The following is a 19172-nucleotide window of genomic DNA, read 5'->3' on the forward strand; positions in this document are numbered from 1 at the left end:
TAACGGGCTTGGCGGGGAGTCAACATGGCAGGGGCCAGCGGGGGATTGGGGGAATCTGCGGGACAGAGTAGGCCTCCGACCGGCACTTGATTAGCCGGTAATTGAGGGAATAATTGTCCCGTGATCGGTCCAAACCCCATCGGACCGCCCCGCCTCCCCCGGCGCGCCACCCAGGAGCCCCCGCCATGGCCCGCGATCTCAATGACACCCTGATCTTCGTGAGGGTGGTCGAACACGGCAGTTTCATCTCCGCCGCCCGCGCCCTGCAGCTGCCCAAGACCACCGTCAGCCGCAAGGTCCAGGAACTGGAAACCCGTCTCGGTGCGCAGCTGCTGCACCGGACCACGCGCAAGCTCGGCCTGACCGAAGCCGGCAACATCTACTTCGAGCATTGCCAGCGCATCGCCCGCGAACTGGACGAAGCCGAAAGCGCGGTCGGCCAGTTGCAGGGCGGCCCGCGCGGCTGGTTGCGCTTCACCGCGCCGTATTCGGTCGGCATCACCTGGATCGCGCCGTTGCTCGGCGAATTCCACGCACGCCATCCGGAAGTGCGCGTCGACATGGTGCTGACCAATGAAGCACTGGACATCATCGACAAGGAAATCGATGTCGCCCTGCGCGTGGGCAACCTGCCCGACTCCAACCTGATCGCGCGCAAGCTGGCGACGTTCCGCACCCAGGTCTATGCCAGCCCGAACTACATCGCCCGCCACGGCGAGCCGCTGCATCCGGACGACCTGATCCACCATCGCACCGTGGCGATGCCGAAGTCGCGGCGCAACGGCCAGTATTTCTGGCCGCTCAGCGACGGCACGCGCACGGTCGACTACCGCATCGACCCGGTGCTGCTCGCCAACGATCCGGCCCCGCTCAGTGGCGCGCTGCTGTGCGGCGAAGGCCTGATGCTGGCCAGCGACGTCACCGTCAAGGCATACGCCGAGCAGGGTTACGTGCAGCGAGTGCTGGCCGGCTGGACCGGACCGGAATACGAGTTCAACGCGGTGTTCCCGCGCGGACGCGTGCAATCGCCGAAGGTGCGTGCGTTCGTCGACTTCCTGGTCGAGCGCCTCAACTTCGACGCCGACTACATGCAGGTGCTGTGCCCGAATGTGCGTGCGCGCTACCAGGCGGCGGAGAAGTCGGCCGCCGAAGCGATCACCGCCGAGCTGGCCAAGGTCGCCGGGCTGCCGGCCGCCAAGGCCAAGCGCAAGGCCAGGCCGCTGCAGGAGCCGGTGGGGTCGGAGGTGGATGAGGAGGAGTGAGAAGGATAGGCGGGCTGATGCGCGTTTCGCCCCTCTTTCCACTAGGTCGCGCCGGAATAGGGCGGATCAGTCATTTGGCGTGCAATGCATTGTGTTGGCGGCCCTCGTCACAATGACCCCTCATTTAGCCAAGAACGCGGTTGACAGATCTCAGAGCGGATGCGCCTGACTACATTCAACGCGGTTGAGCTGAGCTAGTCTTCCCTGCCCACCCACCACCGCCAGAAGCTGCTCAGCCAAGTTGATGACCTCACGCGATAACCGTGGGGAGTGCCGCCCGCGCCTCCGGCGCTTGCCCGATGCATCTCCTGAATGGCCCGTCGGTCCCTTGCGAAGACTTGCTCGATCTGTCGCTCAGTGAACGTTCCTGCCCAGATCACCCTGCTATCCCGGATGAGGTAGTGAGACTTGCAGGCCATCGACCAGTTGCCGACCGATGGCCAGACCGTAACTCTTCCATCTCGGAGTTCAACGCGCCATTCCGCTCGCGAGAGGGGAGTCACCACCTTTTCCCCGCAGCCACAACAACAAAGGTGTATCGCCGAGCTGTACTTGGAGCTCACGTAGAGCTTCCCAGGTTCAACGACCTGGGGTGCGAGTTCGACCAACTCGGCGACGATTCGATCAACACGCATCCGATTCGCCCGTCCTCTCGCTTCGGGCCAATCCCATTGTGCAGATGGAAAGCTCCAGTTGATGAGCGTCGTCGAGGCAGGCGTAGAAGCCGAAATACTGCTTCCACCGGATGACGGCCAGCATGGCATTGATCGCGTTCATGTCTGCGAGTTGTATGTTCTGTTCGTAAAGGCCATCACCGGCATCTACCATGGTGGGAGCCCGATGAAAGAAGTGATCATGCTTCTTGGGGGTGACTAGCGTCATCCTGGCCGTCCCAAAGATCTCCTGCTGGGGGGACAACGACATGTCCATGCCGCAGTCGATGAAGGGCACGCCATTCGCGATCAAGGCCGAGCTGATCAACTTCCGTGCCGGTCCACTATCCACGCAGATGAACACGAAATCGAACTGCGCCAGAAGGCCCACGTTGATCTCAGACACATATGCCGCGTGCGGAACAAGTCCACGGTGCATAGGGGCGTAGAGTCGCGCAAAGTACTCGACCTTCGGCGCTCCAAAATCCGCCTCCTGCGCAGCGCCCGGGGCGCGGAACGCGTTATGGATCTCAAATTCGTCGCCGTCGAAGAGGTGGATCGATCCGACGGGCGTCTTGACGACTTGGTCAAGGATGTACGAACCGGTCCCGCCGAGCCCGACGATCGCGATCGACAGCCCCGCCAGGCGCTCGGACACCATCATGAAGTTCCCCCGGGTGGAGCACGCGTCTGGATACCGGAAGGGACCGCTCAGGCTCTCGATGGTCACCTCACCCCGACCCAATCCAATAGTGCAGTTCGGATCAAGTGCGCGCGCCTGATCGGTGATCAGGCGCCAGTAGTGCATCACCTGGTCAAAGTGGCTCGCATAGGCAGACCAGCCTTCGTCCTTGTTGGAGAAGAAGAACTGCGCTGGAACGTCAGGGGCGACGAGGCCACCCGGAACTTCGGAGTGACGCAACTGGTCCATCGGCGCGCCATTGGCGAAACACGGAAACGGGCCGTCAAACCAGACCTGGTGGGTCGCGGGCGGACTTACGGCCGTCTCGGTGTAGACGATCGGTGCTACAAGGACTCCGAGACGCAACTTGATCTCCTGGTCCACGACGGGGACGTCGTGGACCAGGAGATATGCACCGCGCACCGAAACCCGAAGCCCAGCTTCGAGAAACGGATCGAGCACTGGCTCAAGAACGGCCGGTCTTGCGGACATGGCACACCATTCCTGCGGCAACCGGTACCGGCTTGCTGCCCCTTGCTAGAGAAAGTTCGCCTAGGGTCGGATGGCTGACAGTGACCGTATAGACAATGTCGGAGTCGTCAGCAGGCGGATCTTGGGGATACGCCAAGTGGACCAGCTGCGCGTAGGTCAGCTTGTTCTGGTGAACTACGCGCTGTTCAAGGTTGACGATGATGGTGGTGCCATGGGCGGCCTTGGCCGCCTGCTCCTGCGCAATCTCAGCCGGCGAGGATCCGTCTTGCATGCTCATGTTGGTGCTCCTGTAGTCGAGGACTCAGGCCAGCCCGCCCCTCTGGCCCGGACTTCCGGGCTTCAGGTTGACCACGTTGTATAATTTATATAACCTTATAGGTAAATGCAATACAGGCACCAATGGACATCCAGTTCGCTGACCAGAAGCTCGAAAAGGAATGCAACGACGAGCGTCTGTTGCAGCGTCGACACGGTCCTCGCAGGGCTCGGCGTTTAATGACTTGCCTAAGCGTGCTCTCCGCCGCAGCACGCTTGTCCGATCTTGGCCTTCCTTACACCGGGCCGATGCGCTGTCACGAACTTAAAGGCAACCGCGGCGGGCAACTGTCCATCGATCTGGATCACCCATACCGCTTGATCTTCGTACCCGACCACGATCCGCCCCCCTCGCGCGAAGAGGGGGGCTTGGATTGGACCAAGGTCACCGCCATCCGAATTCTTGAGATTGTCGACACCCATGACTAGCCAGAACCGCTTTCGACCCAACTACGCAGTCCCTCCCGGGGAAGTAGTCGACGAGCACCGTGAGGCAGCAGGGATGACCCAATCAGAGCTCTCGCAGCGCCTGGGATTCTCGGTGAAGCATGTCAATAGGCTCTTGAGTGGCCTAGAACCCGTTACTCCCGAGACCGCACTGAAGCTTGAATCGGTATTCGGGTTGGCTGCTGGCATCTGGCTTGGATTGGAGGCCAGATACAAGGAGCATCAGGCCCGACTGACAGAGTCGGCCAGCTTGGAAGCCGAGCGAGAGTGGCTGACAAGCATCCCCCATCGCTCGATGGCAAAGCTCGGATGGATTCCGGTAGACAGTAAAGGAACAGATCTCGTCCGCTGCCTTCGATCGTTCTTCGGAGTTGGATCGTTGAACTACCTCCCAAACGTCTGGTCGGACGTCCAAGCTGCCTACAGGAAGTCGGAAGCATTTAGATCACACGAATGGGCCCTGTTGGCTTGGTTGGCAAAGGGAGAGAAGGAGGCCTCAGGAGTTCAGACGGGCCCATTTGACGCCGCCGCTCTGAAGAGGGCTCTTCCTGAGCTCAAGGCGTTATCTCGATTGCCAAGCGCCGATTTTGTTAGGCCTCTAGTCGAACGATGTGCGAGCCATGGAATAGTGATCATCTTCGTTCCTGCGCCAGAAGGCGCACGCGTATGCGGCGCAACACGATGGCTGGATAAGGATAAGGCCCTAGTTCAACTCAGCCTTCGGTACAAGACCAATGACCAACTTTGGTTCACTCTGTTCCATGAGCTAGGACATGTGTTGCTGCACGGAAAACGCGAGCAGTTCATCGACTTCGATAAGGGGACGATTGAAAGCGATCAGGAGCATGAAGCAAATGATTTTGCGGCTAGGCACCTAGTTGATCCTGCAGATCTGCATAGATTTATCGCGAACGGAGCTTTTGACGTTGCTTCCGTCAAGAAATTCGCAGCGACGCACGATGTTGCACCAGGGATCGTCGTTGGACAGCTTCAGCATCGCAAGGTAATCCCTTTCAGCAGCGCTCTAAGTCGACTGAAAGTGAGCTTTGAATTTTCCGCCCATGAACATGCATAGAACGCACGCACTCGAAGCGCCTCGGAACGACCAACTGGCATTTCCACAGATCTCACAGCAGCTGCTCTAGAAGAATCATGGCGGCTGCCGGGCCGGGCGCCATCACTCGGCGTTTCGGGCGCCCTTGGATTGCGGCGCTATCCGATCAGGACCAGCTGCGGGGAGTCGGTGCGGCAGTTCTTGGCGCGTGTCCGTGATGGCGCGTGCCGCACCCTCAACAAGCGGCGCCTTGCTTCCTTCGACTTCTCGGCTACCCCCGCAGCCGCCAGGCCAACCCCGACACTCGCGCCGCGTGCCGCGCCAGCGCCGCGCGTAGCACGGCTTCGCTTGCACACACATGCAGCTCGCTGCGCGCCCGCGTGACCGCGGTGTACAACAGCTCGCGCGACAGCGTGCGCGCATCCTGCCGCGGCAGAAGCAACCACACCGTGTCGAACTCCGAGCCCTGCGCCTTGTGCACCGTCATCGCGAACGCGCCGGTGTGCGCCGGCAGCGCCGCCGGATGGAAACCGCGCACGCCTTCGCTGCCACCGGCGAACCAGGCCACGGTATGGCCCTGCTCGTCGCGCTGGCAGACGCCGATGTCACCGTTGAACAGTCCGTGACGATAACTGTTCTCCGTCACCAGCAGCAGCCGGCCATGGAAGTAGGGATCGCGGTGCGCGCCGGCCAGCGCCTCTTCGATGCGCGCGTTGAGCACACTGGCGCCTTGCGCACCGTCACGCAGCGCCGTGAGTACGCGCAGGGCCGATGCGCGCTGCAGGGCAAGCGCCGGATCGTCGATCAACAGCAGTTCCCGCCACACCGACAACAGCGTCTCGCGTCGCGGTCCGAGCAGCGAGTCGCTTATGCCTTCGTGATAGTGGACGCCGCTCAGTGCGTTCGTGCGTAGCAACTGCCCGGTGCGATCGGCATCGCCGGTGCGCAGTGCATCCGCCAGTGGCGCCAGGTCGAGCGCTTCCGATTGGCGGTAGCCTCGCTGGAGCTGGACGCGATGACCGGACAAGGCATTCGACCCGGCCGACGGCGCGGATGTGGGGACCTGACCGATCAACGGCTGCAGCCGTTGCGCCAGGGCCTGCGGCAACTCGCCGCCATCGCCGGCGGCATCGGTGATCGCCGCCAGCACGTCACCGGCCTCGATCGACGGCAACTGGTCGCGATCGCCGAGCAGGATCAGGCGCGCGCCATCGGCGACCGCCTCGACCAGCTTGCACATCAACGGCAGGTCCACCATCGAGGCTTCGTCGACGACGACGATGTCGTGCGCCAGCGGATTGCCGGCGTCGTGGCGGAAGCGCGGACTGCCCGGGATCGTCCCGAGCAGGCGATGCAGCGTGCTCGCGGTATCCGGAAGCGCATCGCACAGGGCGATGTCGACGCCGTCGATGCCGCGCAGCTTCTCGCTGGCGGCGCGCAGGCTCTCTGCCATGCGCTCGGCGGCGCGACCCGTCGGCGCCGCCAGTGCGATGCGCGGTGGCGGCAGGTCGGCTTGTCTTGCCTGGGCGATCAGCAGCAACAACAGCCGCGTGATCGTGGTGGTCTTGCCGGTGCCCGGGCCGCCGGTGACCAGCAACAGGGGCTGCAGCAACGCCAGGGCGGCGGCGCGGGCCTGGCGGTCGTCATCGTGGGCGTGCGGAAACAAGGCGGCGAACAACGGCGCCAGGCCATCGACGTCATCGACTGGCAGACGCGCCTGGGCGATCCGGCGCAGACCGACCGCGAGGCGGCGCTCGTACTCGCGGTATCGACGCAGGTACAGCAGGCCGTTCTCCCATACCAGCGGCGCACCACCGGTGGCGATGGCATCGGCCTGCGGCTCGCTGATCCAGCGCGAGCCCTTGAGCGCGTCGCGCCAGGCACGCGCGCTGGGCCAGTCGACGGATTCGTCCTGCAGCCACGAGGGCTGCGCCGGATCGAATGCGGCGTGGCCGCGGGCCACGGCCTGGGAGGCCAGTGCCGCGGCAGCCAGCACGATGTCGGGCGTGTCGGCGCCGAAAAGGTCCGTGCTGGTATCGCGACGGCCAAGCCGGCGCAGGCTCTGCGCGAACGCGTGGTCGAGCGTGTTGAGCACGCCGGCGCGGTGCAGTGCATCTAGCAGGCTCATGCCGTCGCTCCCGCGAACAGCGCGTCGAGCGCATCGACAAGGGCCATGTCGGGCTTGTGCGCGTGGATGCCCTGCCCTTCGACCAGGCCGCGGCAGAACAGGTAGCGCACGCCGCCGAAATCGCGTCCGTAGTCGTAGGTGTCGCCCAGGCGGAAGCGCAGCCAGCGGTGCAGCGCCAGCGTGTAGATCAGCGCCTGCAGGTCGTATTCGCTGTGCGCCATCGCGGCGTCCAGCGCGGCGCCGTCATAGGCAGGCAGCCGGTTCGACTTGTAGTCGAGCACGTACCAGCGCCCGTCGACGGTATACGTCAGGTCGATCTTGCCGGTCATCAGGCCTTCGAGCCGGCGGCGCGTGCCGAAGCCACGGCGCGCGGCGACGACGCCGAAGCGATGCAGCACCTCGATCAGCGCGTCCACCGAGGTCGGCTGCAGGGCGAAGTGGAACTCGATCTCGGCGCGGCGCGCATTCGCGTCGAGCTCGCACAGGCGCCCGCCTTCGGGCAAGGCGGTGGTGAGGGTTCGGCCGACCAGCCGCTCCAGCGTTGGCAGGCCGTCGATCACGTCGTCCTCGGCGTAGCCGCCATTGCGCAGCGCGGCGGCGAGGATGTCCTGCTGGCCGGGCGGCGCGCCGGTGCCGTCGCGCCAGGGCTGCCACGCCAGGAAGTCGGTGTGTTCGAGCGCGTCGTGCAACACATTGCCGAAGCGGCTGCCACTGAAGCGCGGGTCGAAGGCGTCGCCGTCGTCCAGCCGCGGCTCGGCTTCTGCCGGTTCGTCGATCGCGCCGCGCTCGTCCACGGCCACGACCGCTTCGGCTCCGGCCTCGGCCTGGGCCAATTGGGTGAAGCTGTAGACCCACCAGTCGCGCGCGATCGCACGGCGCGACATGCGCGCGTTCGCCACCGCCATGATCTGCGCCGCGTTCAGTGGCGTGGCGGGTGCGATGACCTCGCCGTCGATGATCGCCACGTCGGGATGGCTACGCAGCGCATCGGCATGGGCGAGCATGGGCGCGAGCCGGGTCTTGTCGGCGGCGTACAGGCCGCCGCTGGCCAGCCACAGCGCATCGCGCGCGCGGGTCAGGCCGACATAGAGCAGGCGTGCGTCTTCGGCGTACTGCTCGGTGCGCCACTCCGCCGCGGCGCTGCGCCAGTCCGGGTCGTCCTTGTCGATCCGCCAGCGCAGCTGACGGCGGTCGCCGTCGTGGACGATGCAATAACGATCGGGACTGGGCGCCTGGCCGCCGATCGCGGCGAACGGCAGGTACACCAGCGGGTACTCCAGGCCCTTGCTCTTGTGCAGGGTGACGATCTGCACGCACTGCGCGTCCGATTCCAGCCGCAGCAGCTGCGCCTCGTCGTCCGAGTCGGCCTCGGCGATGCGGCGGCACAGCCAATCGACCAGGCCGTGCAGTCCCAGCGAGCGGGCGTCGGCGTCCTGCATCAGCTCGGCGAGCTGCAGGTAGTTGGTGAGCCGGCGTTCGCCGTCGAGCAGGCCGAGCAGGCGCTCGGCATTGGCCGCGCACAGGTCCGACACCAGCGCGAACGGGCCGCTGCGCTGCCAGCGCCCGCGCCAGGCCATCGCCTCCAGTTGCCGACGGCGGTAGTCGGCGCCGTCACGTTCGAGCGCATCGATCTGGTGGGCATCGACACCCAGCAGCACTGTCGCCAGCGCGGCGCGCAGTCGGCCATCGTCGGCCGGTTGCAGCAGTGCCTCGAACAGCATGCGCAGCTCGGCGGCCTCGTCGGTGGCGAACAGGCTCTGCTTGCCGGCCGCCACCGCAGGAATACCGACCACGGTCAGCGCGCGCTGGATCCGGGTGGCATCGTTGTGCCGTCGCACCAGCACCGCGATGTCACCGGGCTGCACTGGCTTTCCATCGATGGTGGCGCTACCTTCGCGGCCCCGGCTGAGAACATCATGGATAGCGGCGACGCAGGCAGCGGTCGCAAGCTCGCGAGAACGCTCCACGTTGTGGGCCTCGCCATTGGCGTCCGGTGCGATCATGCGCACAGTCAGTGCAGGTGCGGCGGAACCGTCGATGAGGAAATCGTCGTCGCTGCGCCGTTCACCCGGGTGCACCGGATGGAAGTCGATGCCCTCCACGACGAAGGGGCGATCGCCCGCGTTGGCATAGAGCGATTCGATGGCGCGCAACACACCCGGCCGTGAGCGGAAGTTGCGGTCCAGCGGTGGCGCACGCTCGGCCAGCGCGGCGGCGGCCAGGTAGGTGTGCACGTCGCCGCCGCGAAAACCGTAGATGGCCTGTTTCGGGTCGCCGATCAGGAACAGCGCTCCGGGGTCGTCGCTGGCGGCACGCGCTGCGCCGAAGACGCGCTCGAAGATGCCCCACTGGCGCGCGTCGGTGTCCTGGAATTCGTCGACCAGGGCGACCTCGTACTGTTGGCGCAGCCGTAGCGCCAGCACTTCGCCGTGGTCGCTGTCGAGCGCATCGGCGACATCGTCGATCAGGTCGTCGTAGGTCTGCAGGCGCAGGGTCTGCTTGGTCTGGCGCAGGCGCCGGCGGGCATCGTCGCGAACGCGGTGCAGCAGCGCGACACGCTGGCGGTCATGCTCCTGGCGGTGGCGGGCGCGCGCATCGAGGTAGTCGCCCACCGCGACGAACAGCGGCGATTGCGGGCAGCGCGCGCGGAGCTTGACCTTGGTTCGCTCGCTGAGCGTGGCAGGGCGCAGATTGGGCAGCTTGTCGTGGTACTCGTCGAACGGTCCGCCGTGATGGATCTGCTGTTCCAGTGCGTCCCACAACGGCGCCACATGTTCGGGCTTGTAGCTGGACTTGTTCAGCAGCTCCTGCGTGATGGCGTCTTCCAGCGTCCGTCGCGCCTGGTCACCGTGCTCGGCAAACGCACGCTTCAGTGCCTGGAAGCATGTCTCGACGTCGGCGCGGGCCGTTCCGTCGTCATCGGCGACGACGCCCGCCACGGGCAGCAGCGGCACCGCCGACATCAGGGTTGGCAGGTCCTTGGCCAGCTCGTCAGGACCGTGCCACAACGTCGGCAACACCCGCGCGTCTTCGACGTTGGCGGCGAATGCGCGCCACAGATCCGATGCCAGGGCGTCGCGCAGGTCGGCGTCGCTCGTCAGCAGCTGCGGCGCGGCGAAGGGCTGGTCGCTCTCCAGGGCATGCTCGCGCAGCACGCGCGCGCAGAAGCCATGGATGGTGAAGATCGCGGCGAGGTCGACTTCCAGCACGGCGCGCTGCAGGCGGCGCTGCAGGCGGCGCTGCAGCTGCACCGGGGTTTCGTTGCCGGCAGCCAGGTGGCTGTCGATGATCTGCCGGGTGAGCGCGGTGTCGGCTGCTTCTTCCTCTGCCTCTGCGGTACCGACGAGTGCGGCGGCGTGCTCGAGCCGCTCACGGATGCGTTTACGCAGTTCCTGCGTCGCCGCTTCGGTGAAGGTGACCACCAGGATCCTGCCGACGCGCAGGTCGCGCTCGACGACCAGACGCGTCACCAGCGTGGCGAGAGTGAAGGTCTTGCCCGTGCCTGCACTGGCCTCGATCAGGCGCACTCCATGCAGCGGCAGGGTCAGGTAAGGATCGGTCGCGCTCAGGGCCAGGTTCATGCGCCCTGCTCCGCCGGCACGGTGCCGGTCACCGCGTCGAACACCAGCCTGGCGATGGCGGCGAATGTCTCGCGCAGCTCGCCGTCGTTGGGCAAGTCACGGCCACGCAATGTCAGCCTGATCGCGTCGCCTTCGCCTTCGGCCCATTTGCGGCCGCTGGTGCCGCCCGTCCAGCGTTCCCGCATCTTCTGCCAGGCCTTGTCGTCGGCAGCGCCATCGCGCAACGCGCGGTACAGATCCCAGCCACTGTAGGGCGCGAACGCGAGCGCTTCGCGCAGTCCTTGTGCGCGCAACTGCATGAGCTGCCGCAATGCTTCACGTGCGGCATCGGCCGACAGCGGCGGGCGCTCGTGACACTGCGCGCCCTCGCCGCTGTCGTGGAACTGCACCAAGGTGCTGCGCTGCCCTGCCGCGCACAACAGCAACCAGTCGAGGCCATCGCGGATGGCCGACGGGCCGTTCGGCTCGCCGATGCGTAAGCGCGCGAGGCTCTGGCCGTAGATGTTTTCGACACGACCACGCAGCAGCGTGCCGTCGATGTCGGCTTCGACGGTCAGTGCCTGCGGTTCCCGTCCGCCGCGCCATTGCGCGAACTGCCGGGCGTAGGGCCGGATTTCGCCGAGCATCGCTTCGAACTCGCACCGTCCGAGCGGACCGGAGGGCAGTTGCGCACGCGCCAGCAGGCGTTCGTACAGGCCGTCGGTCTGCTGCTCCACCAGGGCAGCGAGCACCGCACGCTGCAGCGCCGTGCGCGTCCAGCCGCCGCCGGGCAGGAGCATCGGCTCGGTGTCGTCGGCGAGTTCGACTTCGGCGGGCAGGCGCATGCCCATGCGTTCGCGCAGGAACTGGCCGGACGGATCGCACAGGAAACGCCGCAAGCTGTCGAGCGACAGCACCTCTGCCTCCGCACCCGGCGCCGCCAGCGGGGTGGAGATCCAGGGCCCAAGCGCATGCCGCTCGCCGCCGTGGAGATTGGCGGCCGGATGCCATTCGTCGCGATAGCTGAAACGGCGCGGCTCGGCGGCATCGCCGAACGCCGCCGGCGCGAACGGCTGCAGCGGATGGCGCACGACCAGGGCTTCCTTCGCGTCGGCATCGGCAGGGTGGTAGTCGGCGATGACGTTGAGCAGCTCCGACACCAGCACGGAGGGTTCACGCGGGCTGCCGTCGCGCGGATCGGCGCCCTGGTAGCTCAGGTACAGCACGTCGCCGGCCGAGGCCAGCAACTGCAGGAACAGGAAGCGGTCGTCCTCGCGCAAGGAGCGGTCGCCGTGGCGGCGATGGGCCGTGCCCAGCTGCGCGCTCAAGCGGTTCAGGCCCGCCGCGGGATCACATCGCGGGTAGTCGCCATCGTTGAGGCCGAGCACGCAGATCGCGCGGAACGGCAGCAGCCGCATCGGCACCATCCGGCCGAAGCTGACGCCACCGGTGAGCAGCGGTGCGCGCGTGTCGGCTTCGGACAGGCGCGCGGCAAAATGCGCCCGCACCACTTCCGCCGGCACCGGCCCATCAAATCGGGCGCGCTGCGCCGACAGGGCGAACTCGCCGATCAGCGAACGCAGGCGCTCCAGCGCGCGTTGCCCGGCGACCGTGGCCGGGGGGCGCAGGAACATCGCATCAAGCAGTCCGAGCAGGCGCTCGCGCCATTGCGCAGGCGGCATCGCTTCGCCGAGCGTGCGCTGGTGGCGCGCCAGCACGCGCATCAGCCGCAGCAAGGTATCGAGTGCATCAGCCGCACTGCCCTCCAGCTCCGGCCACGGCGCGACGCCGGCAATGTCGTTGTCGCTGCCGCTGGCATAGCCCAGCAGCAGCCGGTCGAGGGCGAAGGCCCAGGTGTAGGCGTCGTCGCGTGGGGCGTCGTGCTGTTCGCGGTGGCCGGCGTCCAGGCCCCAGCGCACGCCGGCGTCCTGCAACCAGTCGTGCAGGCGCTCCAGTGCCGGCGCATCCAGTCCGGCACTGTTGGCCAGCGGCGGACTGGACAGCAGGTCGAGCACCTCGTTGAGGCCGAATCGCGAGACCGGCAACGCCAGCAGGCGCAGGAACAGTTCGGCCAGCGGTTCGCCGGCGAGCGGGCTGGCGTCGGCCAGGGCGAAGGGGATGAAGTCCTCGCGCCCGGCCTGGCCACCGAAGACCGCGTCGATGCAGGGAATGTACGGGTCGATGTCGGGCGCGAGTACGGCGATATCGCGCGGCTGCAGCGGCGGGTCGAAGCGCGGGTCGTCGAGCAGGCCGCGCAGCTGGTCGTGCAGCACCTGCACTTCGCGCAGACGGGTGTGGCAGGCATGCACCTGCACGCTCGGGTCGTTGCGATTCACCTGCGCGCGCCATGCCGCCGGGGCGCGCCGGTGCAGCAGATCGCGCTGCAGGTGGCCGAGCAGCGTGTCGCTCTCGGGATGGTCCCCTTCCGTCGCTTCGGGATCGACGTAGTGGGCATGCTCGTGCGACGGATGTACCACTTCGTAGCTGCCCAGCACCGCCATGAAATCGCGACCGGCCGCGCCCCATGCCTGCAGCATCGGGTTTTCGTCTGCTGCCGTGGCGAACGGGTCGTCTGCGCCGCTGCGCAACTGTTCGGCGAGGGTCTGCAGGTCGCCCCAGTAGCTGCGCGTCGGACTGGGCAGATAGAAGTGCAGCGTGCCGACCCGGGCCTGCGTGGCGATCACGCGCAGCACGTCGGGCGACATGTTCAAGGTGGCGAAGGCGAACAGACGCGATGGCAACCCCTCCGGCAGCGGACCCGATTCGTCGCCGAAACGCTGCAGGTACTCGCCGATCCGCTGCGCGCGATGACCGCCGCCAGCGGCCACGCGACGCCATAGCTCAGCCTGCGGGTCGCCCGGCTCGTGCCCTGCCTCCCACGCCAGCAGCCAGTCGCGGCGCCAGGCCTGGTACTTCTCGAACACGCCCGCCAGTTCGCCGGCCAGCGACCACGGCTTGAGGGCATCGGCGCCCTGAAGGTAGGCGCGCAAGGGTCGCAGCGCCGGTGTCCGCAGCGTGGCCGGATCAGCCAGCGCGGCATACAGGTGCCAGTGCAGCGTATCGGCGTCGAGGTCGCCCTCTCCCCCGGCCACATTGGCATCGAGGGCGCGATGGACGAACTCGCCCGGCGTGAGGAACTCGAGGTTGGCGGCGATGCCGTAGGTCCTGGCCAGGGTGGCCTGCAGCCAACGCCGCATCGCCACCTGCGGAATGAGGACGATGTCGGGCGCCAGCAGCGACTGCCCCGGCGCCGGACTGCGCAGCTCCTGCGCGAGCAGCTGCGCCAGGATGTCCAGGGCATTGGAATGATAGAGGCGGAAGTCGGGATGGCCGGGCATCACGACTATCTTGCCGGAGCAGCGACGCATGCGCTGAGACAGAACCGGGGCGACATGCCGGCGGCCCGAGTTGCGGCAAGTTGGCACTTTGCGTTTTTGCGCCCCCTGCCCCCGACGCGGTCGAGCATCCCGGCCGAACCTGCCACAATGCCCGTCCCGCTTCCCGTTCAGCCATCTCCGGCGAAACTGCCGATCCGCTGCACGGCAGTTCCGGAATGCACCCCCTCGCATGAACTACGAAGGCCCCATCGTCCGCCTCAACCAGCTCCGCCTCGATCGCGGCGGACGTACGGTGCTGCACGACATCAACCTCGACGTCCCGCGCGGCAGCATCGTCGCCGTGCTCGGTCCGTCCGGCAGCGGCAAGTCGACGCTGCTGGCAGCACTGACCGGCGAGCTCGCGCCCGCCGCGGGCTCGGTCGAGGTACTCGGCAAGCCGGTGCCGCAGGGCCGGCGCGCGTTGCTGGAATTGCGCAAGGGCATCGGCGTGCTGCTGCAGGGCAATGGCCTGCTCACCGACCTCACCGCGGCCGAGAACGTCGCGCTGCCGATCCGCGCCCACACCAACCTGCCCGAGCCGGTGATCCGCCAGCTGGTGCTGATGAAGCTGCATGCGGTGGGCCTGCGCGCCGCGGCCGACGCCTACCCGCGCGAACTGTCCGGCGGCATGGCCCGTCGCGTCGCCCTGGCGCGCGCACTGGCGCTGGACCCGCCGCTGATGATCTACGACGAGCCGCTGACGGGACTGGATCCGATCGCCAGCGGCGTGGTCATGGCGCTGGTGCGCCGTCTCAACGACACCTTGGGGCTGACCAGCATCGTGGTCACCCACCACGTCCACGAAACCCTGCCGGTGGCCGACCATGCCATCGTCATCGCCAATGGCGGCATCGTCTTCTCCGGCACCCCGGCAGAGCTGGAGGCGAGCGACGACCCGCTCGTGCGGCAGTTCCTCAAGGGCGAACCGGACGGTCCGATCGCCTTCGACGCCGCGCCGCGCGCGACGGAGGCGGCATGAGCACCGTGGCGTTGCTTTCGCCCCTCCCCCTGCATGCAGGGGAGGGAGTCATATGAGGGAGATCTCCTGATGCCTTTCGTAGCCGCGACCCGCTCGCTAGGCCGCGCCGGCCTGTTCTCGCTGTCGGTGTTCCGGGCTTCCAAGCCGACCCCCGACTTCTTCAGGGAACTGGTCCGCGAGATCTACAAGATCGGCGCACGTTCGCTGCCGATCATCGCCGTTGGTGGTGCATTCGTCGGACTTTCGGTGACGTTGTTAGGCTACCGCGCGCTGGAGACCTACGGCGCGACCGCCCAGGTCAGCGCCCTGCTCGGCCTGGGCATGTACCGCGAGCTGGGCCCGGTGCTGACCGCCCTGCTCTTCATCGGCCGCGCCGGCAGCTCCATTGCCGCCGAGCTGGGCCTGATGCGCGCCACCGACCAGATCACCGCCCTGGGCCTGATGGCGATCGACCCGGTCGGCAAGGCCGTGGCACCCCGCTTCTGGGCGGCGGTGCTGTGCGTGCCGCTGCTGACCGGCTTCTTCTGCAGCTTCGCGATCAGCGCGAGCTACTTCGAATCGGTGCACGTGATCGGGCTCGATGCCGGCACGTTCTGGCAGGTTTTGAAGGACAGCGTCGATTTTGTCGACGACTTCCTGATGGCGCTGGTGAAGTCGGCCGTGTTCGGCGGCACCGCCGCGCTGGTCGCTTCCTACGTCGGCTTCCACGCCGAACCGACCATCGAAGGCACCTCGGTCGCCACCACCCGCGCGGTGGTGAATGCCTCGCTGCTGGTGCTGATGTTCAATTTCGTCATGTCCGCCTTCCTGTTTCGCTAAAGCATGTCCCGTTGAGGCGACGCACTTCATGAGTACCCATCGATGAGCATCCGCGCCCCCCGTATCGAATTTGCCGTCGGCGCCTTCCTGTTGCTGGCCCTGGGCTCGCTGCTGGTGCTGGCCCTGGCCTCGACCAATGGCCGCTGGGGTCTTCGCAGCGATACCTACCCGTTGACTGCCCGTTTCTCGACGATCGGCGCACTTCGGCCTAATGCACCGATCAAGATCGGTGGCGTGGCGATCGGCCATGTCGACAAGATCGACGTAGATCCCGTCAAGTTCGACACCGTTGTGACCCTGGCGGTGAACAAGCGCTACGACAAGCTGCCGGCCGACACCGCCGCCAGCATCCTCACCAGCGGTCTGCTTGGCGAGAGCTATATCAATCTCGCCCCCGGCGGAGACCCGGACTCGCTCAAGCCCGGCGACGAGATCTACCTGACCCAGTCCGCGGTCGACCTGATCCAGCTGGTCGGCAAGTACATGTTCAGCGGCGGTGGCGCCAAGCCCGCCGACAATGCCGGCCAAGCCGCAGAACCCTCTGCCGACGTTCCCGACTACCTGAAGGGCGATGCCGCCCCCACGGACGAGACCAAGACCAAATGAACCAGTCCAACCGCGTTCTTTCCCTGACCCGCTTTGCCCCACTGATGGTCGCCGCCGCCCTGGCCGTGGCCGCGCCCGCCGCGGTGCTGGCGCAGGCCGCGCCTGCCGCTGCACCTGCTGCCGGCAGCACCGCTCCGGCCGGTTCGCCGAGCGCGCTGGTGCTGAGCAACAGCACCCGCATCCTGGCGACGCTGGAAAGCCGCCGCGCTGAATTCAGCAAGGATCGCGGCGCGCTGCGCCAGTTCATCGCCAGCGAATTCGACAATATCTTCGACCGCGACTACTCCGCCCGCCTGGTGCTGGGCGTGCATGGCCGTGGCGCGTCCGATGCCGACGTGAAGGTGTTCGCCGATGCGCTCGCCGACAGCCTGATGCAGCGCTACGGCTCGTCCCTGCTCGACCTCAACACCAAGCTCAAGGTGCGGGTGAAGTCGGAAACGCCGATCCGCGGCGGCGCCATCGTCAAGGTGTCGAGCGAGTACCTGCGCCAGGGCAACGAGGCCGTGCCGGTCGACTACCTGATGCGCAAGGTCGGCACGCAGTGGAAGGTGTTCGACGTGATGGTCGAGGGCGTCAGCTTCGTGCAGACCTTCCGCAACCAGTTCGATACGCCGCTCAAGCAGAAGTCGATCCCGCAGGTGGCCGCCGACATCAAGGCGGGCAGGCTGCAGGCGGCCGCCAGCAGCAACTGAGCATGACCACCGCGACGGTCCGCCAGGACGGTGACACCCTCGCCTTCAGCGGCGCGCTCGAGCGCGCCGCGGTCGCTTCGCTGTGGGCGCAACTGCGCACGCTCGGGCCGGGCCTGAGCCGCGTCGATCTGGGTGCTGTCAGCCGGGTCGACAGCGCCGGACTGGCGTTGCTTTCGGAGCTGTGTGCCCGCAGTTCGATAGCCCAGGTCAATGGCGATCCGCCGGGACTGGCCGAACTGCGCGCCGCCTACCGCCTCGACGAAGCATTGGCCTTCGCCGGCTGAGCCGTGCGAACACTGCGTTCCGGCCACGGTCACGCCGGTGCCGGGCCGCGCCTCCCCCTGAGCCTCTACACTGCGACCCATGCGCCCCCACGCACCCCTAATCGCTTTAGTGCTCGCCTGCGTGCCGTTGTTCGGCCAAGCGCAGATCCTCACGCGCCCGTTGTCGGGCCAGCAGCGCGAGCAGTTCGATCGCTGCATGAAGGAAGCCGGTGACGACGCGGCCAAGGCGCGCGCGTGCGTGAAGGCGAGCATCGACGGTCAACCGGTGACGCCGCCGGAACAGCCGACAATTCCGGCGCCGACGACTCCCGAGCCTGCAACGCCAGTGCCGAGCGAGCCGGCACCGACCACGCCGGTCGAACAGCCCACGCCCGAGCCGCACCCGCAAACCGAACCGACGCCGGTGCCGCCGAGCGACGAGCGCACCCAGGCCGAGCGCGACTACGACGCGCTGTACGGCACCGCGGAAGAGGGTTACGCCGATCCGAACCTGCCCACGCCGGCGACGATGCCGACGGTCTATGACCCGTGGGAGAAGTACAACCGCAAGATGCACCGCTTCAACAACGCCGTCGACCGTGGTGTCGCGCGGCCGCTGGCGCGCGGTTACGTCAAGGTGGTACCGCGTCCCTTTCGTCTTGGCATAAGCAACTTCTTCAACAACCTCGGTCAGCCCGTGTCCGCGGTCAATGCGCTGCTGCAGGGCAAGCCCAAGCAGGCAGGGCAGTCGCTGGGACGCTTCGTCCTCAACTCCACGCTGGGCATCGGCGGCATCTTCGACCCGGCCTCCGACGCCAAGCTGCCCAATCGTGGCGAGGACTTCGGCCAGACGCTCGGCGTCTGGGGCTGGAAGAGTTCGCGTTACTTCGAGCTGCCGCTGTTCGGACCGCGCACCGTGCGTGACACCTTGGGCCTGTTCGGCGATGCGCCGCTGAGCCCGCTGCGCCAGGTCGAGGCCGACAAAGTGCGCATTCCGCTGCAGGGCCTGCAACTGGTCGACGTGCGCTCGCAGCTGCTGGCCACCGACAGCTTCCGCGAAGGCGCCGAGGACGATTACACGCTGGTGCGTGATGCGTGGATGCAACGTCGCGACTACCAGATCCAGGGCGACCGCCTCAATGGCGACGAGACCGACACGCTGCCGGATTATCTGAAGGACGACAGCAATCCGCAGGTGCCTGTCGATGCGTTGCCGGTGATGCCGGCGGATGGTGGCTAGTCACCTTTCACCGTCATCCCGGCGCACGCCGGGATCCAGGCCCGTAACCCCTTCGCCTCATAACCGTCATCCCGGCGAAAGCCGGGATCCATGTGCTCTTGCTCTTGCCGTTGAGCGGGGCCGAGCTCACCTCGACGTCCAGCGCCGGCACATCGCCACCGTCGCAGCGATCGTCGCCCAGGCCAGCGTGCACATCACGCCGGCGACAACGGCGAACGTCACCATCAACCATATGTCGCCGCGACCACCTGAAAAGTTCAGGGCCAGGTTGCCGGCGAGCAGGATCGATACCGGGAGCCATGCCACAGCCGCGAGCAGCATGGCCAGCGATGCGCGCCTGAGCGCGGTGCCTCGCGCGCTCATCGCAACCGGCACGGCCGCCAACGCGCACAGGCAGAGTGCGGACAGTGCGTTGCCTGCAGGCAATCCGCCCGGGAGTTCTGATTCGAGCCAGGGGGCGCCTGTCAGCAGTGGCCACGCTGACAGGGCTGTGATGATCAGGAGCACTGCGACCGTTGGCGCTGTCGGCCTGGGTCCCGGCGTTCGCCGGGACGACGGTGGTGTGGGGTCCAGACGGGACGACGACGGGGCAGGGCGCACGCA

General features: G+C 66.8%; 16 protein-coding genes. 9 read left to right on the forward strand and 7 right to left on the reverse strand.

Annotated elements, in window-relative coordinates; translation table 11 throughout:
- Window positions 1–185 precede the first annotated feature (185 nt).
- Entirely contained in the window at window positions 186–1262 is a 1077-nt protein-coding gene (locus AC3A3X_RS11115) for a LysR family transcriptional regulator (RefSeq protein ID WP_487583088.1), read from the forward strand.
- A 194-nt stretch (window positions 1263–1456) separates the two neighbouring features.
- On the opposite strand, the gene AC3A3X_RS11120 is transcribed toward AC3A3X_RS11115, so the two are convergent.
- Genes AC3A3X_RS11120 through AC3A3X_RS11130 form a run of 3 tightly spaced genes read right to left on the reverse strand, consistent with a single transcriptional unit; the run spans window position 1457 to window position 3366 of the window.
- Window positions 1457–1897, reverse strand: a complete 441-nt coding sequence (locus AC3A3X_RS11120; protein WP_487583089.1) for a ubiquitination-like system serine protease family protein — start codon at window positions 1895–1897, stop codon at window positions 1457–1459.
- Window positions 1887–3089 (reverse strand): ThiF family adenylyltransferase, encoded by a 1203-nt coding sequence (locus AC3A3X_RS11125; RefSeq protein ID WP_487583090.1) that lies wholly within the window; start codon window positions 3087–3089, stop codon window positions 1887–1889. Before AC3A3X_RS11125 ends, AC3A3X_RS11120 begins: the two co-directional genes overlap by 11 nt.
- Window positions 3064–3366 (reverse strand): multiubiquitin domain-containing protein, encoded by a 303-nt coding sequence (locus tag AC3A3X_RS11130; protein ID WP_487583091.1) that lies wholly within the window; start codon window positions 3364–3366, stop codon window positions 3064–3066. The genes AC3A3X_RS11125 and AC3A3X_RS11130 overlap by 26 nt, the downstream gene beginning before the upstream one ends.
- Before the next feature lie 122 nt (window positions 3367–3488).
- Here AC3A3X_RS11130 and AC3A3X_RS11135 point away from each other — a divergent pair, with 122 nt between their 5' ends.
- Window positions 3489–3833, forward strand: a complete 345-nt coding sequence (locus AC3A3X_RS11135) for a type II toxin-antitoxin system RelE/ParE family toxin (protein ID WP_487583092.1) — start codon at window positions 3489–3491, stop codon at window positions 3831–3833.
- Entirely contained in the window at window positions 3826–4926 is a 1101-nt protein-coding gene (locus AC3A3X_RS11140) for an ImmA/IrrE family metallo-endopeptidase (protein ID WP_487583093.1), read from the forward strand. The genes AC3A3X_RS11135 and AC3A3X_RS11140 overlap by 8 nt, the downstream gene beginning before the upstream one ends.
- Before the next feature lie 250 nt (window positions 4927–5176).
- Here the strand turns inward: AC3A3X_RS11140 and recD are convergent, their stop codons facing one another.
- From recD to recC, 3 genes are read right to left on the reverse strand one after another with little or no spacing between them, the layout of a single operon-like run.
- Window positions 5177–7033 carry an exodeoxyribonuclease V subunit alpha gene (gene recD / locus AC3A3X_RS11145; RefSeq protein WP_487583094.1) on the reverse strand — a complete coding sequence of 619 codons (1857 nt, stop codon included), beginning with the start codon at window positions 7031–7033 and terminating at the stop codon, window positions 5177–5179.
- A complete protein-coding gene (gene recB, locus AC3A3X_RS11150) occupies window positions 7030–10608 on the reverse strand; it encodes an exodeoxyribonuclease V subunit beta (RefSeq protein WP_487583181.1) in 3579 nt (1192 codons plus the stop codon). Before recB ends, recD begins: the two co-directional genes overlap by 4 nt.
- 2 nt (window positions 10609–10610) lie before the next feature.
- A complete protein-coding gene (gene recC / locus AC3A3X_RS11155) occupies window positions 10611–13931 on the reverse strand; it encodes an exodeoxyribonuclease V subunit gamma (RefSeq protein WP_487583095.1) in 3321 nt (1106 codons plus the stop codon).
- A gap of 229 nt (window positions 13932–14160) precedes the next feature.
- Between recC and AC3A3X_RS11160 the strand changes: the two genes are divergently transcribed.
- The 6 genes from AC3A3X_RS11160 to AC3A3X_RS11185 all read left to right on the forward strand — a co-directional run bounded on the left by AC3A3X_RS11160 (window position 14161) and on the right by AC3A3X_RS11185 (window position 18569).
- On the forward strand, window positions 14161–14949 hold the full coding sequence (locus AC3A3X_RS11160) for an ABC transporter ATP-binding protein (protein WP_487583096.1): 789 nt from the start codon (window positions 14161–14163) through the stop codon (window positions 14947–14949).
- 69 nt (window positions 14950–15018) lie between these two features.
- Window positions 15019–15768, forward strand: a complete 750-nt coding sequence (locus AC3A3X_RS11165) for an MlaE family lipid ABC transporter permease subunit (RefSeq protein ID WP_200607968.1) — start codon at window positions 15019–15021, stop codon at window positions 15766–15768.
- Between the two features lie 42 nt (window positions 15769–15810).
- Window positions 15811–16374 carry an outer membrane lipid asymmetry maintenance protein MlaD gene (mlaD, locus tag AC3A3X_RS11170; RefSeq protein WP_487583097.1) on the forward strand — a complete coding sequence of 188 codons (564 nt, stop codon included), beginning with the start codon at window positions 15811–15813 and terminating at the stop codon, window positions 16372–16374.
- Window positions 16371–17066 (forward strand): MlaC/ttg2D family ABC transporter substrate-binding protein, encoded by a 696-nt coding sequence (locus tag AC3A3X_RS11175; protein WP_487583098.1) that lies wholly within the window; start codon window positions 16371–16373, stop codon window positions 17064–17066. The genes mlaD and AC3A3X_RS11175 overlap by 4 nt, the downstream gene beginning before the upstream one ends.
- A gap of 2 nt (window positions 17067–17068) precedes the next feature.
- Window positions 17069–17350, forward strand: a complete 282-nt coding sequence (locus tag AC3A3X_RS11180) for an STAS domain-containing protein (RefSeq protein ID WP_487583099.1) — start codon at window positions 17069–17071, stop codon at window positions 17348–17350.
- Between the two features lie 79 nt (window positions 17351–17429).
- A complete protein-coding gene (locus tag AC3A3X_RS11185; RefSeq protein WP_487583100.1) occupies window positions 17430–18569 on the forward strand; it encodes an MlaA family lipoprotein in 1140 nt (379 codons plus the stop codon).
- A 126-nt stretch (window positions 18570–18695) separates the two neighbouring features.
- Here the strand turns inward: AC3A3X_RS11185 and AC3A3X_RS11190 are convergent, their stop codons facing one another.
- Entirely contained in the window at window positions 18696–19076 is a 381-nt protein-coding gene (locus AC3A3X_RS11190; protein WP_487583101.1) for a hypothetical protein, read from the reverse strand.
- Between the last annotated feature and the right edge of the window lie 96 nt (window positions 19077–19172).

The sequence above is a fragment of the Lysobacter sp. Soil_N_23 genome (genome assembly GCF_057656135.1).

Bases quoted from the DNA above. Each gene is read 5' to 3' on its own strand.
- AC3A3X_RS11115 (WP_487583088.1), top strand. From the start codon at position 186: ATGGCCCGCGATCTCAATGACACCCTGATCTTCGTGAGGGTGGTCGAA.
- AC3A3X_RS11120 (WP_487583089.1), bottom strand. From the start codon at position 1,897: ATGCGTGTTGATCGAATCGTCGCCGAGTTGGTCGAACTCGCACCCCAG.
- AC3A3X_RS11125 (WP_487583090.1), bottom strand. From the start codon at position 3,089: ATGTCCGCAAGACCGGCCGTTCTTGAGCCAGTGCTCGATCCGTTTCTC.
- AC3A3X_RS11130 (WP_487583091.1), bottom strand. From the start codon at position 3,366: ATGAGCATGCAAGACGGATCCTCGCCGGCTGAGATTGCGCAGGAGCAG.
- AC3A3X_RS11135 (WP_487583092.1), top strand. From the start codon at position 3,489: ATGGACATCCAGTTCGCTGACCAGAAGCTCGAAAAGGAATGCAACGAC.
- AC3A3X_RS11140 (WP_487583093.1), top strand. From the start codon at position 3,826: ATGACTAGCCAGAACCGCTTTCGACCCAACTACGCAGTCCCTCCCGGG.
- recD (WP_487583094.1), bottom strand. From the start codon at position 7,033: ATGAGCCTGCTAGATGCACTGCACCGCGCCGGCGTGCTCAACACGCTC.
- recC (WP_487583095.1), bottom strand. From the start codon at position 13,931: ATGCCCGGCCATCCCGACTTCCGCCTCTATCATTCCAATGCCCTGGAC.
- AC3A3X_RS11160 (WP_487583096.1), top strand. From the start codon at position 14,161: ATGAACTACGAAGGCCCCATCGTCCGCCTCAACCAGCTCCGCCTCGAT.
- AC3A3X_RS11165 (WP_200607968.1), top strand. From the start codon at position 15,019: ATGCCTTTCGTAGCCGCGACCCGCTCGCTAGGCCGCGCCGGCCTGTTC.
- mlaD (WP_487583097.1), top strand. From the start codon at position 15,811: ATGAGCATCCGCGCCCCCCGTATCGAATTTGCCGTCGGCGCCTTCCTG.
- AC3A3X_RS11175 (WP_487583098.1), top strand. From the start codon at position 16,371: ATGAACCAGTCCAACCGCGTTCTTTCCCTGACCCGCTTTGCCCCACTG.
- AC3A3X_RS11180 (WP_487583099.1), top strand. From the start codon at position 17,069: ATGACCACCGCGACGGTCCGCCAGGACGGTGACACCCTCGCCTTCAGC.
- AC3A3X_RS11185 (WP_487583100.1), top strand. From the start codon at position 17,430: ATGCGCCCCCACGCACCCCTAATCGCTTTAGTGCTCGCCTGCGTGCCG.